Origin of the sequence: Rhizobium sp. BK418, from assembly GCF_004341105.1 — a bacterium.
Taxonomy (GTDB): domain Bacteria; phylum Pseudomonadota; class Alphaproteobacteria; order Rhizobiales; family Rhizobiaceae; genus Rhizobium.
This window is the reverse complement of sequence record NZ_SLZK01000003.1, coordinates 433280-447691: the sequence shown is the minus strand read 5'-3', so window position 1 is coordinate 447691 and position 14412 is coordinate 433280. Positions and strand designations below refer to the sequence as shown.

General features: G+C 61.5%; 14 protein-coding genes. 9 read left to right on the top strand and 5 right to left on the bottom strand.

The genetic code is table 11. From position 1 onward, the window contains the following. Positions 1-42: 42 nt before the first annotated feature. Positions 43-1689 carry a Na/Pi cotransporter family protein gene (locus EV281_RS13660; RefSeq protein ID WP_132653635.1) on the top strand — a complete coding sequence of 549 codons (1647 nt, stop codon included), beginning with the start codon at positions 43-45 and terminating at the stop codon, positions 1687-1689. 2 nt (positions 1690-1691) lie between these two features. On the opposite strand, the gene EV281_RS13655 is transcribed toward EV281_RS13660, so the two are convergent. Beyond that, a complete protein-coding gene (locus tag EV281_RS13655; RefSeq protein ID WP_132653634.1) occupies positions 1692-1952 on the bottom strand; it encodes a hypothetical protein in 261 nt (86 codons plus the stop codon). Between the two features lie 133 nt (positions 1953-2085). On the opposite strand from EV281_RS13655, the gene hemF reads away from it, so the two are divergent. From hemF to EV281_RS13640, 3 genes are all read left to right on the top strand, one after another. Beyond that, complete coding sequence (hemF, locus tag EV281_RS13650) at positions 2086-2997, top strand: oxygen-dependent coproporphyrinogen oxidase (RefSeq protein ID WP_132653633.1); 912 nt, start codon at positions 2086-2088, stop codon at positions 2995-2997. Positions 2998-3183: 186 nt separating this feature from the next. Beyond that, positions 3184-3459 (top strand): hypothetical protein, encoded by a 276-nt coding sequence (locus EV281_RS13645; protein WP_132653632.1) that lies wholly within the window; start codon positions 3184-3186, stop codon positions 3457-3459. A gap of 125 nt (positions 3460-3584) precedes the next feature. Next, positions 3585-3770, top strand: coding sequence for a DUF1059 domain-containing protein (locus tag EV281_RS13640; RefSeq protein ID WP_132653631.1), 186 nt, complete (start codon positions 3585-3587; stop codon positions 3768-3770). Between the two features lie 2 nt (positions 3771-3772). On the opposite strand, the gene EV281_RS13635 is transcribed toward EV281_RS13640, so the two are convergent. Genes EV281_RS13635 through EV281_RS13625 form a run of 3 tightly spaced genes read right to left on the bottom strand, consistent with a single transcriptional unit; the run spans position 3773 to position 6293 of the window. Beyond that, positions 3773-5026 (bottom strand): CCA tRNA nucleotidyltransferase, encoded by a 1254-nt coding sequence (locus EV281_RS13635; RefSeq protein ID WP_132653630.1) that lies wholly within the window; start codon positions 5024-5026, stop codon positions 3773-3775. Then, complete coding sequence (locus tag EV281_RS13630; RefSeq protein ID WP_132653629.1) at positions 5023-5673, bottom strand: CoA pyrophosphatase; 651 nt, start codon at positions 5671-5673, stop codon at positions 5023-5025. Before EV281_RS13630 ends, EV281_RS13635 begins: the two co-directional genes overlap by 4 nt. Next, positions 5670-6293: a DUF1285 domain-containing protein gene (locus EV281_RS13625; RefSeq protein WP_132653628.1), complete on the bottom strand. Its 624-nt coding sequence runs from the start codon at positions 6291-6293 to the stop codon at positions 5670-5672. Before EV281_RS13625 ends, EV281_RS13630 begins: the two co-directional genes overlap by 4 nt. Positions 6294-6453: 160 nt before the next feature. Between EV281_RS13625 and EV281_RS13620 the strand changes: the two genes are divergently transcribed. Genes EV281_RS13620 through EV281_RS13600 form a run of 5 tightly spaced genes read left to right on the top strand, consistent with a single transcriptional unit; the run spans position 6454 to position 13701 of the window. Next, on the top strand, positions 6454-7464 hold the full coding sequence (locus tag EV281_RS13620; RefSeq protein ID WP_132653627.1) for a MoxR family ATPase: 1011 nt from the start codon (positions 6454-6456) through the stop codon (positions 7462-7464). A gap of 13 nt (positions 7465-7477) precedes the next feature. Further along, positions 7478-8398 carry a DUF58 domain-containing protein gene (locus tag EV281_RS13615; protein ID WP_132653626.1) on the top strand — a complete coding sequence of 307 codons (921 nt, stop codon included), beginning with the start codon at positions 7478-7480 and terminating at the stop codon, positions 8396-8398. Further along, positions 8395-11208 (top strand): DUF4159 domain-containing protein, encoded by a 2814-nt coding sequence (locus EV281_RS13610; RefSeq protein WP_132653625.1) that lies wholly within the window; start codon positions 8395-8397, stop codon positions 11206-11208. The genes EV281_RS13615 and EV281_RS13610 overlap by 4 nt, the downstream gene beginning before the upstream one ends. A gap of 1 nt (position 11209) precedes the next feature. Next, a complete protein-coding gene (locus EV281_RS13605) occupies positions 11210-13282 on the top strand; it encodes a hypothetical protein (protein WP_132653624.1) in 2073 nt (690 codons plus the stop codon). A 2-nt stretch (positions 13283-13284) separates the two neighbouring features. Continuing rightward, positions 13285-13701: a GNAT family N-acetyltransferase gene (locus tag EV281_RS13600; protein WP_132653623.1), complete on the top strand. Its 417-nt coding sequence runs from the start codon at positions 13285-13287 to the stop codon at positions 13699-13701. A 95-nt stretch (positions 13702-13796) separates the two neighbouring features. Here the strand turns inward: EV281_RS13600 and EV281_RS13595 are convergent, their stop codons facing one another. After that, positions 13797-14303 carry an N-acetyltransferase gene (locus tag EV281_RS13595; protein ID WP_132653622.1) on the bottom strand — a complete coding sequence of 169 codons (507 nt, stop codon included), beginning with the start codon at positions 14301-14303 and terminating at the stop codon, positions 13797-13799. Between the last annotated feature and the right edge of the window lie 109 nt (positions 14304-14412).

Genomic DNA, 14412 nt, shown 5'->3' with positions numbered 1-14412 from the left:
TAGTTGAGTAAATGTTCTCAAGAAGAAGAAAAAAACAAGGCTATGGAATCCACGATCGTCATGATCAACCTGTTCGGCGCGATAGCGCTGCTGCTCTTCGGCCTCGCGCAGGTCAAGGACGGCGTCACGCGCGCCTTTGGAGCACGCCTGAGGACCGGCCTGGCAACCGGTACGGCAACCGGGCCGCGCTCGATATTGTCGGGCTTCCTGGCAACGATCGCCCTTCAGAGCTCGACCGCCACAGCCCTGATGACAGCCTCTTTCGTGGAACGCGATCTCATCAAGCCGCGCATGGCTCAGATTGTGCTGCTCGGCGCCAATGTCGGCACCGCGGTGACCGCCTGGATCGTCGCCACGGGCATTGAATGGCTTTCGCCTCTCCTCATCCTCGCCGGCATGGTGCTCTACCGAGGAAACTCCAGCGCCCGCCATGGCGGCGGCACGGCGTTGATCGGCATTGGCCTGATGCTGCTCTCCCTCTATCTGCTCGGCAGTGCGACGGAGCCGATGCGCAATTCACCGGCGCTGGCTGCCTTCATTGGGCTGCTCGGTGACGCGTGGCCCGTTGCCCTCGCTCTTTCGGCAGCACTTGCCTTCATCTCGTCGTCCAGCCTCGCGGTGGTCGTCCTGGTCCTCTCGCTTGCCGCGACAGGCATCGTATCGCCGGAACTCATCATCGTTCTCGTCCTCGGCGCCAACATAGGCGGCGCGATCCCGCCTGTCGTCGCCACCCTCTCCGGCCCCGCCTCAGCAAGGCGCGTCACACTCGGCAATCTGATCGTGCGAACCGTGGGCTGCCTGATCGCGCTGCCGCTTGCCGGTTACGCTGCACCGCTCCTGCAGATGCTGCCTTTCGGCCCGGCGAAACTGCCGGTCGATACGCATCTTATGTTCAACATCCTGCTCGCCGCCCTCGCCTGGCCTTTCTCCCGAGCACTCTCGACCCTGACCGCCCGCCTCGTGCCCGATGATGCGCAACTGGACCAGGGACCGAAATTCCTCGACATGCAGCAATTGTCGACGCCCGTCGTGGCGCTTGCGAATGCGACGCGTGAAGTGCTCGGCGTCGGCGACATCATCGAACGCATGCTGCTGCGCGCCTCGGACGCTTTCAAACACAACGACATGTCCATGCTCGCCGAAATTCCCGCGCTCGAAAAAAGAGTCGACCTGTTGCAGCAGGAAGTGAAGGTCTACCTTTCCAAGCTCGGACGTGGCGGTCTGAGCGATGAGAATGCGCGCCGCTCCATCGTCATCATCGACTATGCGATCAACCTGGAACATATCGGTGACATCATCGAAAAAGGCCTGCTGCAGCAGGTCGGCAAGAAGGCCTCGCTCGGCCTGAAATTCTCCGAAGACGGCTACAGCGAATTGCGGAAGCTGTTCGATCTGACGGTCGACAATCTGCGTGTGGCACAGACGATCTTTGTCACCCGCGATTTCAATCTGGCCCGGCAGATGATGGAAGTGAAGGTCGAGGTGCGTCACATGGAGAAGCAATCGGCCGAACGACATTTGGAGCGCCTGCGCGACGGTCGGACCGACAGCTTGCAGACGAGTTCGCTGCATCTCGACATGCTACGCGACCTGAAGCGCATCAATGCGCACATCGTTTCAGTAGCACATCCGATTCTCGACGAAAGCGGCTTACTGATCGAAAGCCGTCTGCGTGATGCGGCGGAATAGGTTCAGTCGGCAGATGGCAGGCGGCGCATGGTGAATTCGATCTGGTCGCCTTCGAGCTGGCGCCAGCTCTCGACTTCAGTCCAGTAGGCGGCTTTCGGATACTCGTCGAACCATTCGCGCGCCTTGGCACGGGCTTCGGTCAGCCCCATCCTGTAGGTTTCGCGGATGAAATGATCCTTCTGCCGGGCGGACGCTTCTGCCCGATGCCTTGCGATCCTGCGCTTCAAGCCTTCAAAGGGCGGAGGCCCTGGAATTTTCGCCATGAAACCTACCTCTGGATGGAAGGTAGTATCGAAATTCAGCCTTTGCGAGTCGAATCTTGCACGTGCCTCCTCTGCTGGCGGCCCTCTGCCTCACCTGCTAAACCAATGTTGAAATCAGGAAAGAGCGAATCGCATGGAAAGACCGGAACTGCCGATCGGCCTGCCCGAAGACATCGAGGACAAGAAAGCCGCCGCCCGAACATGGTTCGAAGGGCTGCGTAATACGATCTGCGCCTCCTTCGAAACGCTGGAAGATGAACTCGAAGGCCCTCTCTCCGATCAGGAGCCCGGCCGTTTCGTCGCCAAAGACTGGTCGCGCGAAAACGGCGCCGGCGGCGGTGGCCGCATGTCCATGATGGAGGGCCGTGTCTTCGAGAAGGTCGGCGTCCACACCTCCACCGTCTACGGCGAATTCGCCCCCGACTTTCGGGCGCAGATACCGGGCGCCAATGAGGATCCGCGCTTCTGGGCATCAGGCATTTCGCTGATCGCCCACCCCGTCAATCCCAACGTGCCGGCCGTTCACATGAATACCCGTATGGTCGTCACCACCAGCCGCTGGTTCGGCGGCGGCGCCGATCTGACGCCGGTACTCGGACGCCGCCGCACGCAGGAAGATGAAGACACACAGCTCTTCCACAAAGCCATGGAGATCACCTGCCGAAACCATGCGGTCGCCGATTATGACGTCTACAAGAAATGGTGCGACGACTATTTCTTCCTCAAGCATCGCAATGAAGCGCGCGGCGTCGGCGGCATCTTCTACGACTGGCTGCATTCTAGCGAGGAAGCCGGCGGCTGGGATGCCGATTTTGCCTTCACCCGCGATGTCGGCCGGGCCTTTTCCATGGTCTATCCCAAGATCGTTCGCTCAAACTTCAACAAGGAGTGGACCGAAGCCGATCGTGACGAACAATTGATTCGCCGTGGCCGCTATGTGGAGTTTAATCTGCTTTATGACCGGGGAACGATCTTCGGCCTGAAAACCGGCGGCAATGTCGAATCCATTCTCTCGTCCCTGCCGCCCGTCGTGCGCTGGCCCTAAGGCACGGCGCACAAACAGATTTAAGGGTGCATGTGCTCTGCAATAGTCGCGCCACATTCCGAGTTGGCGCGCGGCGTGCCGATAAAAATGAAATACTAATCCGGTAAAATCGCGTTGAAAGGCCTTCATCAGAGCTGAGTGCGTCCTAAGTTAGTCTCTGTGCGTTACAATCGGAGGAGGATTGTCATGACGGTACAAAGCGGCTCGTCTGCTTCTGCAGATATTCAGGAAACGTCCCGCGCAGTCGACGCGCCCGAGTTTCTAACGCGCATTGCCGAAGACCTAAGAGCGAAAAGCGGCTCCGACCTGCCGCTTTCCTGCTTTATCCAGCAGGTGAAATTGCAGCTCGCAGGCGGCAAGACTCCGGAAGAAATTCAAGAGCAGGCAACACGTGCTGCCAACAGCAACATGCCCGCTCACCTTTCGGACACCTACATGGCCTGGGCAATGCCCCACCCATAAGCAGAGCCTTTCGGCCGATGTCCAGTCGGCCGAAGTTTTTCCTCCTCGGAACCTTCTCCATTGCCGCACATTCGTCAATCGCGCGAAAGCGCGGTTGTTTGGCGTTCCAGAGACAGGAGAAGACCATGCGACTTTTCGAATGCGGTACACTCGTTCCCGGGTGCGACTGGCACACCAGGGCCGATAATGATGCTGAAGTCGTTCGCCGCGCCGTCGAGCATATGAGAACCACGCACGGTGAAACGATCATTCGCGAAAACATGGTGGACAATATCAAGGCACGCATCCGCGACGAAGCGAACGCGGCCTGATCTTATCTGGTAATCTCCGAAAGCCGGGCGAGCAGCGTCGCCCGGTCGGCGAAGAAATTCTCTTCCACCCACTGGTTTTCCAAGGTCGAGAGTATTTCGCCGACCTTCGGTCCGGCCTGTATGCCCGTAGCCACTACATCCCCGCCGTTCAGCGGAAACTGCGGCTTCTTCCAGGCACGTGCATGGTCCAGAAGCTTTGAAAGCCGCGCCGAACGGCTCATCTCCTCGAAACTGCCCTCCGCCTTGCCGCGAGCGATGCTAAGGGCCAGCTTCAGCCGTACGATGATCCCGTCGGTACCATTGCGATAAAGCAGCCGTTCGAAAGCGGCAGCGGAAATCTCGTCGTTGACGGGTGCAGCCTTAACCCACTCCTTGAAATAGCTCGCCTCCGCATTCGAAACTTTCAACCGCGAGGCCAGCGCCTCCACACGCGTCGGATCGGGCGGGATGATCGAAGCAAGTCGTAACAACGGATCAGGCGCCCAACCGAGCGCCTTTTCGGTCGCAACAAGCGCCGGAATGGTGTCGATGCCCCATTTCTCGGTTTCCGGCAGGATTTCCGTCAAAACCGCAACCTGCCGCATCCACAGAAGCGCACGCCCCGGATCTTCCGCCGACAGGAGCTTCCTGAGTTCGGACCAGACCCGCTCGGCCGACAGCGTTTTGAGCTTCGAGCGCGCAGCCGACGAAGCTTTCAGGCCTTCCGCGTCAGGCCGGCCGGAGCCGTACCAGGCAAAGAAGCGGAAGAACCGCAGGATACGCAGATAATCCTCGGCAATCCTTGTCGCCGCATCACCAATGAAGCGGATATTACGCTTCTCTATATCAGCAAGCCCGCCCACGAGATCGATCACCTCGCCCGCAGCATTTGCGTAGAGCGCATTGATCGTAAGGTCGCGCCGCTCGGCATCGGATTGCCAGTCCGTGCTGAAAGCCACCTTGGCACGACGACCGTCCGTCTCCACGTCCGTACGCAGCGTCGTCACCTCGAAGGGCCGGCCATCGATGACGAGCGTTACCGTGCCATGGGCAACTCCTGTCGGCACCGCCTTGACACCAGCAGCTTGCGCCCGCTCCATCACCACCTCCGGTAGCAATGTGGTGGCAATATCGATATCAGCGACTGCCAGCCCCATCAGGCTGTTGCGCACCGCCCCCCCGACCACACGCCCTTCCCCGCCATCGGCGTTCAGGAGCGCAAAGACCTGGCCGAGCGCCGGATCCTGAAACCATGCCTGATCGGCGACTGAAGTCATGCGTAAAGCCTTTCATAGAGCGTGCGGACGATACCCGCAGTGATGCCCCAGATCATTCGTGTTTTGTACGGCATGCGGTAGAAATGCCGGTCGATACCGTCGACCATGCGCTTGTCTCGCGTATGGTTGGCCGGGTCCATCAGGAAGGAAAGCGGCACCTCGAAAACATCGTCCACTTCGGTCGGATTGAGTTGCAGCGAAAAGCCGCGTCGTACGACGCCGAGAACGGGCGTGATCCGGAACCCGGTGGACGACAGGTAGTTGGGCAGCCGCCCGACCGTCTCGACGAAACCGCCAGCAAGACCGATCTCCTCCTCGGTTTCGCGGATCGCCGCCATCTCGGGGGAGACATCGTCGGGATCGATCGAGCCGCCGGGAAAGGCAATCTGGCCGGAATGCTTGCGCAGCGTCGCCGTGCGTTTGGTGAAGATCACCTTTGCCTCATCGCCATCATCGATGACAGGCACCAGTACGGCCGCGTCGCGCAGCTTGAAGGTCTCGACCAGCGCAACGATATCGGGATTGAGCGCATGATCGCCATGGTCACGCCAGGCATGATCGATGGGTGCGCCGATCTGGTGGAGCGCGCGCCGGCGGAACTCGGCAGCCGAAAATAAGGGGTAGGTCGTGCTGATCGCGTCACTCATCGGGAGGCAGCTTCCAGTTCGTCGGCCGGCATGATCGGAAAGGTCCCGCTGCCGGAGCGAACGACGAACATTTCCCGGCCGGCGACCTCGGCCACTTCGCCGAGTTCGACCAGTTCATACATCACGGCGCGCGAAACCAATGCTTCGAGCCGCCCCCGCACATGCAGGTATGGCTTCAGTTCACTATCTTTCGCATGCCTCGGGAAGCGTAAAGGGTGATCCTTGCCGGCCTCTATGACGTCGCCGACATTGGTGCGGAACGTCAGAACCTGCTGCCCATCCCGCTCGCTTGCATTCATCTCGACGGCGACAAAGGGCGCGTCGATGACCCTGATGCCGACCTTTTCCACAGGAGTTACGAGATAGGTTTTCCCGTCTTCGTCTTTCCTCAAGACGGTCGAAAAGAGCTGGACCAGCGGCTGCCGGCCGATCGGCGTGCCCATGTAAAACCACGTGCCATCCGCCCGGATCTCCATGTCGATATCGCCGCAAAAAGGCGGATTCCACTTGTCTACGGGCGGTAACCCGCGCTTTTTGCCGGATTTCGCCTCGGAGGCGCGCGAAATAAGCGCGGCAAGTCCCGCTGCATCCGCGCTATGCCTCATTTCCTCGGCTGCCATTCTTCCGTCTCGGTTTGCTCTTAACAAAATACAGTCACGAGATAGTCATTTGGAACAAACTTGTCAGCCCGCAACATCTTCATAACTGTATCGGGTATGAGGCACGCCTATTAAAGTCAGACGATTCGCAGCCGAATGATTTCAGCCGTTGGAGATGCCCATGGGTATGATCAAGACCGAAGCCAGCCTCGATGAACAGGCGATTGTCGCCGCCGCAGAAAGAGCGCTATCCGATATCGCCGCCGTCCGCGCGGAAGTTTCCAAGGTCATCTTCGGTCAGGAAAGCGTGGTTGAAAACACGCTTCTCGCCGTCCTTTCCGGTGGTCATGCCCTTCTCGTCGGTGTCCCTGGTCTCGCCAAGACGAGGCTGGTGACGACGCTAGGCGAAGTGTTGGGCCTTGCTGCAAACCGCATCCAGTTCACGCCCGACCTGATGCCATCAGATATTCTCGGTTCCGAAGTAATGGACCAGGACGAGAACGGTCGCCGCTCCTTCCGTTTCGTCAAGGGTCCGGTCTTCGCCCAGCTTCTGATGGCCGACGAAATCAACCGCGCCTCGCCGCGCACCCAGTCGGCGCTGCTGCAGGCGATGCAGGAATATCATATCACCATCGCCGGCCAGCGTTATGACCTGCCATCACCCTTCCACGTTCTGGCGACGCAGAACCCGCTGGAGCAGGAAGGCACCTATCCGCTTCCCGAAGCTCAGCTCGATCGCTTCCTTCTGCAGGTCGATGTCCACTATCCGGAGCTTGCGGCCGAACGTCAAATCCTGCTGGAGACCACCGGTCTCACCGAAGCCAAGCCCGAGCCGGTCATCAACGCCGCACGTCTGATAGAAATCCAGACGCTCGTGCGCCAGATGCCGGTCAGCGACACGGTTGTCGACGCCATCCTTTCGCTGGTGCGCTCCGCCCGTCCGGGTCAGGGAAATGCCTCCACCGACAAGCATGTCGCCTGGGGTCCTGGCCCACGCGCCGGCCAGGCGATGATGCTCTGCGCCCGCGCCCGCGCCCTCTATGAAGGTCGCCTGGCGCCCTCGCTCGACGATATCTATGCACTCGCCGAGCCCGTTCTCGAGCACCGCATGGCGCTGACGTTCGCTGCCCGTGCCGAGGGCATGTCGGTGCGAGACGTGATCGCCGGACTGGTGAAGCAGGCAAAGGGATAAGGAAGCGCTGCGCGTGGCATCTATCGGACAGATCGTCAATCCGACACCCGGCAGCGATGCCCTCCCCCGCGCAAGACAGCGGGCCTCCCTCGTGCCGGATTGTCTGGTCGAAGCCAAACGCATCGCCAATACCGTGATTGCCGGCTGGCATGGCCGCCGCAAACGCGGTATCGGCGAGAATTTCTGGCAGTTCCGCCCCTATAGCGAAGGCGAAAGCCTGTCGCGCATCGACTGGCGCCGCTCCGCTCGCGACGACCATACCTATGTGCGCGACCGTGAATGGGAAGCCGCCCACACGATCTGGCTCTGGGCCGACATGTCGCCGTCGATGATGTACCAGTCGACCTATGGCAGCGCGTCAAAGGAAAGCCGCGCGCTCGTCATCATGCTGGCGCTTGCCGAAATTCTTGCCCGTTCCGGCGAGCGTATCGGCTGCCCCGGTGTCATGGAACCGATCTCTGCCCGCAATGCTGCCGAGCGGCTTGCTGCTGCCCTGATGCACGCCCCTCTGACTGGCGGCCTGCCGGAAACCGTCATGGTGCGCGGCTGGAGCGATCTCATCCTCATCGGCGACTTCCTTGATGACGCGCCCTCCATTATGGCCCGCCTCGGCCCGCTTGCCCGCCGTGGTCTGCGCGGCCACGTCGTCGAGATCGCCGATCCGGCCGAGGAAATCTTTCCCTATAACGGCCGCACCGAATTCACCGATCCCGAGACCGGCGAACGGCTGACATCAGGTCGGGCCGAGAGCCTGCGTGAGGCCTATCGCAACGCCTACCTCGCCCGCCGCGAAAATCTCGGCCAGTCGTTGCGCCATCTCGGCTGGACCTTCGTCAGCCATCGTACCGATCATCTGGCATCCGAAGCGCTGGTCGCTGTCCATATGTATCTTTCCGGCATGCCGGCAAAGGCAACGCATGGAGGACAGTTTTGAGCGCGCTTCCCTTTGCCTTCGCCTACCCCGCCATCCTCGGCGCGCTGATTGCCCTTCCCGTTATCTGGTGGCTGTTGCGGTTGACACCGCCGCGCCCGCAGGCGGAAGTTTTCCCGCCGCTGAAAATCCTTGCGACAGTGCTGCGGCGCGAGGAAACGCCGGCACAGACCCCCTGGTGGCTTACGTTGCTGCGCATGTTGCTCGCAGCCGCCATCATCTTCGCGATCGCCGATCCGGTCGTCAATCCGCGTACCGGCACGGTCGCATCCGGTGGTCCGCTCGTCCTCTTCGTCGACAATAGCTGGGCTTCGGCGCCCGACTGGGAGCGCCGTGTCCAGACGGCCGACGCTCTGATTGCCGATGCCGAGTCCGCCGGCGCAGTCGTCTCCATTGCATTCACCGCCGATCCCACAAATGATGCGACACCCGGGACCGCCTCGGCCGCCCGCGAAAAGCTTCGCGCGGCCGAACCGAAGCCGCTCGTTCCGGATCGCCAGCGCGCATTCGAAGCTCTGCGCTCGGCTCTCAACGGCGCCCGTCCCGGCACGCTGGCCTTCCTCACCGATGGTACGGTAAGCCGCGACAACGATGCCACTGTACGTCAACTCTCCGAGCTCCAGCCCGCAGAACTACGCCTTATCGAAGGCGATGCAGCCCAGACGGTCGCCATTTCAGGCGCCACCAATACGGCAGATGCGATGACGGTGAAGGTCACCCGCCTCAGCCCCAGTGGCGCGGTCTCCGTCCCGATCAACGCACAGGATGCGCAGGGACGCGTGATCGCCACCGGCAGGGCCGACTTTGCGCCCGGCCAAACCAGTGTCAATGCCGGCATTTCGGCCCCCTTCGAAATGCGCAACGATTTTGCCCGCGTCAGCATCAACACCGGCGCCACCGCAGGCGCAGTGCATCTGCTCGACGATGCCTTCAAGCGCCGCCGGGTCGTGCTTCTCTCGGGCGAAAGCGGCGATGAATTCCAGCCGCTGTTGTCGCCGCTCTATTACATCCAGCGGGCGCTGGAACCCTATGCAGATCTGGTGCGCCCAAACGATGCCAATCTCTCGGTCGCCATTCCAAAGCTGCTCGCCAACAATCCCTCTGTTATCATCATGGCCGATATCGGCCGCCTGCCGGAGGATACCTACGCGCCACTGCAGCGCTGGATATCGAATGGCGGTATGCTCTTGCGTTTCGCCGGTCCGCGCCTTGCCGCCGCACCGGCCGAGGATCCGCTGATCCCGGTCATTCTACGCCAGGGCGAACGCGCCCTCGGCGGCAGCCTGTCTTGGAGCGAACCGCAGGCGCTGGCAGAATTTCCGAGCTTCAGCCCCTTTGCCGGCATACCGCGGCCGACCGACGTGACGGTCAACCGCCAGGTGCTGGCCGAGCCAACACCGGATCTCGCGGAGCGTACCTGGGCAAGCCTCACTGACGGTACGCCGCTCGTGACCATGAACAAGATGAATGCCGGCCAGATCGTGCTCTTTCATGTGAGCGCCGAGGCGACCTGGTCGAACCTGCCGATTTCGGGCACCTTCGTTGAAATGTTGCGACACCTCATCCAGATCTCGCGCTCCGGCGGTGTGACCTCGGAATCATCGGGCAGCGCGCGCATTGCCGAAACCCTGCCACCCTTCCGAATGCTGACGGCCAAAGGCACGCTGGTTACCGAAACCGGCAATGCCCGTCCGCTGATCCCGAATGCCAAGGCAGCGCCCATTGCCAATTTTGACAATCCGCCCGGCCTCTACGGCTCCGAGGACGGTTTTGCTGCACTGAACGTGCTCCCCGAAAATGCTGACCTGAAACCGCTCGATACGAGCGGCGTCAATGTCGTGCGTGCCGGCCTTATCGGTGGCGAAAGCTGGTCGGCCAAGCCGGCACTGTTCTTCATCGCCTTCCTGCTGCTTCTCGCCGACAGCCTGATCGTACTCTTCATGAATGGCGCTTTCTCCCGCATGCGCCCGCGCGCCCGCACTGCAGCAACGATCGCCGTTGCCCTCGCGGCCGGCCTCATGCTGCGACCGGATATCATGCATGCCAACGATACCCAGCCCGGTGACGACATCATCCTGCAGCGGCTCGATAATACCCATCTCGCCTATGTCGTAACCGGCGAACAGGATGTGGACAATATTTCCGAGCAGGGGCTCGATGGGCTGACGAAATTCCTGACCTACCGCACGACGCTGGAGCCGGCCCCACCCGTTGGCATCGACCTCAACAAGGACGAACTTGCCTTCTATCCGATCATCTACTGGCCGATTTCGGCAACCGCGCCCATGCCGTCGAACGCCGCCATCAGCCGCATCGACGCCTATATGCGCAATGGCGGCACGGTGCTGTTCGATACGCGCGACCAAATGGACTCGCTCGAAGGCAGCAACGACACGACCGCCAACGGCCAGCGTCTGCAAGAGATCCTTGCCAATCTGGACATTCCGCCGCTCGAGCCTGTTCCGCACGACCACGTGCTGACCAAGTCCTTTTATCTTCTGTCGAGCTTCCCTGGCCGTTACACCGGCAGCCCGCTCTGGATCGAGGCGCGGCAGAACGGCCAGAGCAACAGCAACAAGCCGGCCGCCGCCGCGGATGGCGTTTCGCCGATCCTGATCACGGCAAACGACTTTGCCGGTGCCTGGGCCATCGACGAGAATGAAATGCCGGTGCTTCCGACCGTGCCGCCGGATGAAACGCAGCGCGAATATGCCTTCCGCGCCGGCGTCAACATCATGATGTACATGCTGACCGGCAACTACAAGACCGATCAGGTCCACGTGCCCGACCTGCTCGAACGGCTGGGACAGTGACATGACGCTTGATTATTCGCCCTTCTTGCCCTGGCCCTATTTAGCGGTACTGACTGCCATCGTGCTGCTGATCGCCGCCTTCGCGATCTGGCGCGGCATGCGCGGCGCATGGATCCGCACGCTGGCAGCGCTTGCACTGCTCGCCGCACTCGCCAATCCCGTGCTGCTGCAGGAAGACCGCGATCCGCTTTCCACCATCGTGCCCGTCATCGTCGACCGCAGCCAGAGCCAGCAGACAGCCGATCGTATGACGATGACGGATGACGCGCTTGCTTCGCTGAAGACCCAGCTCGCCCGCTTCCCGCAGATCGAGCCCCGCTTCGTCGACGTGAACGAGGACCGCAATTCCGATATGCCTTCCACCCGCCTCTTCGAGGCCTTGGCCGCTTCCATCGCCGATGTACCCCCTTCGCGGGTCGGTGGGGCGATCATGCTGACGGATGGCGAGGTGCATGACGTGCCCGGCGTCAATCAGGCACTGGGCTTCGACGCACCGATCCATGGCCTGATTACCGGCAAACCGAACGAGTTCGACCGTCGCATTGAAGTCATCAAGGCGCCTCGCTTCGGCATCGTCAACGAGGAGCAGCAGCTTATGCTGCGTGTCTTCGACGACGGCCCGAGCCCTGGCGGCGCGGCAACCGTGACGGTACGTCTCAACGGCGACGAGATCGCCACGCTCCAGGCAACGCCCGGCCAGGATACGCCCTTCTCCTTCAAGGTGACGCGCGGCGGCGCGAATGTCCTGGAATTCTCTGTTGCCGGCATCCCCGGCGAGGTGACGGACGCCAATAACCGCGCCGTCCACATTATCGACGGCATTCGCCAAAACCTGCGCGTTCTCCTCGTCTCGGGCGAGCCGCATGCGGGCGAACGCGCCTGGCGCAATCTCCTGAAATCGGATGCGTCCGTCGATCTCGTACATTTCACCATCCTGCGACCGCCTGAAAAGCAGGACGGCACGCCGATTAACGAGCTGTCGCTGATCGCCTTCCCGACGCGAGAGCTCTTCGTCGACAAGATCAAGGATTTCGACCTGATCATCTTCGACCGCTATCAGGATCGCGCCAATGTGCTGCCGATGCTCTATTACGACAACATCGCCCAGTATGTGGAAAATGGCGGCGCATTGCTGATTGCGGCCGGTCCCGAACACGCGAGCCCGGAATCGATCGCCATGACGCCGCTCGCCTCCGTGCTGCCGGCCGAGCCGACCGGACGGATGATCGAACAGGCCTTCTACCCCCGCCTTTCCGAACAGGGTCGCAAGCATCCCGTCACCCGCGGGCTCGATGGTTCTGCCGACGAACCGCCGCATTGGGGCCGCTGGTTCCGCAGCGTCGATGTCGGCAGACCGCAGGGCCAGACTGTCATGGTCGGCGCCGATAATCATCCTCTGCTCGTTTTGAACCGTGCCGGCCAGGGCCGTGTTGCCATGCTGCTCTCCGACCAGGGCTGGCTCTGGGCGCGCGGCTTCGAGGGCGGTGGTCCGCATGTTTCCCTCTATCGCCGCATCGCCCACTGGCTGATGAAGGAACCGGCGCTGGAAGAAGAGGCGCTGACGGCTCGTGCGTCCGGCCGCACACTGGAAATCACGCGCCAGACGATCGGCGATGCGCCGGGCGACGCAATCGTGCGCTACCCCTCCGGCAGGACCGAAAACCTGCCGCTGACGCAGACCGAGCCCGGTCTCTACAAGGCGGAAAAGCGCATGGACGAGATCGGGCTTTTCGAGATTCGCAACGGGGACCTGACGACGCTCGCCCATGTTGGCGCGGTCGACGCGCCGGAATTCAAGGCGATGATCTCAACGACGTCGGCGCTGAAGCCGATCACCGACAAGAGCCGCGGCCTAGTGGCTCGCGTCGTCAACAATGCCGGTACGATCAACGTTCCGCCGATCCTGCCGGTGCGCGGCCAGGTGCGCGTGACAGATAATGACCGCATGCAGATCCGCATGACCAATGAGACCGTGCTGAAGGGCATCAATACCCTGCCGCTCTTCGCGGGATTTGCGGGTGTCGGAATTCTGCTTCTGGCCTTTGGCGCCATGTGGTGGCGCGAAGGACGCTAGCCGTGGCAGAGTTCGAGCTCACCGCCTCCCCTTCACCGGAAGAGCTTGCGGTCATCGCCGATGGGCTGACGGCTTTCAACACAGCCGATGTCGGCCCGTCGGAACGACAGCTGCTAGCCGTCCTGATCCGCGATACCGATGGAAAGGTCTCCGGCGGCCTGTCCGGCTTCACCGCCTGGGGCTGGCTCTTCGTGCAGATGCTGTACATTCCCGACATGCTGCGCGGCAGTGGCATAGCCGGCAAGATCCTTGCGAAAGCGGAGGAAGAAGCGGCCGCCCGTGGCTGTCGCGGTGCCTGGATCGACACGTTCAACCCGCATGCGCTCAGTGCCTACCAGCGTCAGGGCTACGAAGTCTTCGGCGAGTTGCCGGATTTTCCCGAGGGCCGCACGCGGACGTTTCTCAAGAAGATGCTCTGACGACAGCAATTCCAGCAAAACTGCGCAGCGGTTTTGCGTCCGGAAGTGCGTAAGAGATAGAGTGTGTCCGCGATTCGAAGACGAATGGAAATGCTTTATCGCCGCCAGGCGATCTTGCCCTTCAGCCGTGCATGCGTGTCCTCTGCGATCGGTACGACGAGCACGCGGCCCGGATCGACGGGGCCGGGAAAAATCAGGGCGCCATAAGCGACCTTCTCGAAGCCGAGCGGACAATAATAGGGCGGATCGCCGACGAGAATGACGGCCTCCGAACCCTTGCGCCTGGCAGCCTCAACCGCGATGCGCACCAGTTCACGGCCGATACCTCTGTTCTTGTGTGACGGCCGCACCGCAAGCGGTCCGAGCAGATGGCCCCTGACCGTTCCGGCCAAAACCGGCGTCATCCGTACTGAAGCGATCGTTTCGCCGTCGTCGGCGCAGATGAAGGAGAGCGACAGATCATGCGGCCCCTGCTCGCGGATACGGGCCGCGGCGCGCGTGTGCCGGCCAGGGCCGAAGGCTTCTTCATTGATGAGTTCGATAGCGGCGTCGTGAGACGCCTCCTCGGTGAGGTAGACGAGATCGTGCTTGTACATGAGCATGGAAACAGAGACCGGATAAACGCAGATATATGGTTCGCGAACACGCCCTCAGGCGTTCGGGAGCATCAGCGTCGTCGCAGGCCTCTGAGATTAGACATCAAGCAGGATT

Excerpts from the sequence above, each read along its gene's own strand:
- EV281_RS13660 (WP_132653635.1), top strand. The coding sequence starts at position 43 with ATGGAATCCACGATCGTCATGATCAACCTGTTCGGCGCGATAGCGCTG.
- EV281_RS13655 (WP_132653634.1), bottom strand. The coding sequence starts at position 1,952 with ATGGCGAAAATTCCAGGGCCTCCGCCCTTTGAAGGCTTGAAGCGCAGG.
- hemF (WP_132653633.1), top strand. The coding sequence starts at position 2,086 with ATGGAAAGACCGGAACTGCCGATCGGCCTGCCCGAAGACATCGAGGAC.
- EV281_RS13645 (WP_132653632.1), top strand. The coding sequence starts at position 3,184 with ATGACGGTACAAAGCGGCTCGTCTGCTTCTGCAGATATTCAGGAAACG.
- EV281_RS13640 (WP_132653631.1), top strand. The coding sequence starts at position 3,585 with ATGCGACTTTTCGAATGCGGTACACTCGTTCCCGGGTGCGACTGGCAC.
- EV281_RS13635 (WP_132653630.1), bottom strand. The coding sequence starts at position 5,026 with ATGACTTCAGTCGCCGATCAGGCATGGTTTCAGGATCCGGCGCTCGGC.
- EV281_RS13630 (WP_132653629.1), bottom strand. The coding sequence starts at position 5,673 with ATGAGTGACGCGATCAGCACGACCTACCCCTTATTTTCGGCTGCCGAG.
- EV281_RS13625 (WP_132653628.1), bottom strand. The coding sequence starts at position 6,293 with ATGGCAGCCGAGGAAATGAGGCATAGCGCGGATGCAGCGGGACTTGCC.
- EV281_RS13620 (WP_132653627.1), top strand. The coding sequence starts at position 6,454 with ATGGGTATGATCAAGACCGAAGCCAGCCTCGATGAACAGGCGATTGTC.
- EV281_RS13605 (WP_132653624.1), top strand. The coding sequence starts at position 11,210 with ATGACGCTTGATTATTCGCCCTTCTTGCCCTGGCCCTATTTAGCGGTA.
- EV281_RS13595 (WP_132653622.1), bottom strand. The coding sequence starts at position 14,303 with ATGCTCATGTACAAGCACGATCTCGTCTACCTCACCGAGGAGGCGTCT.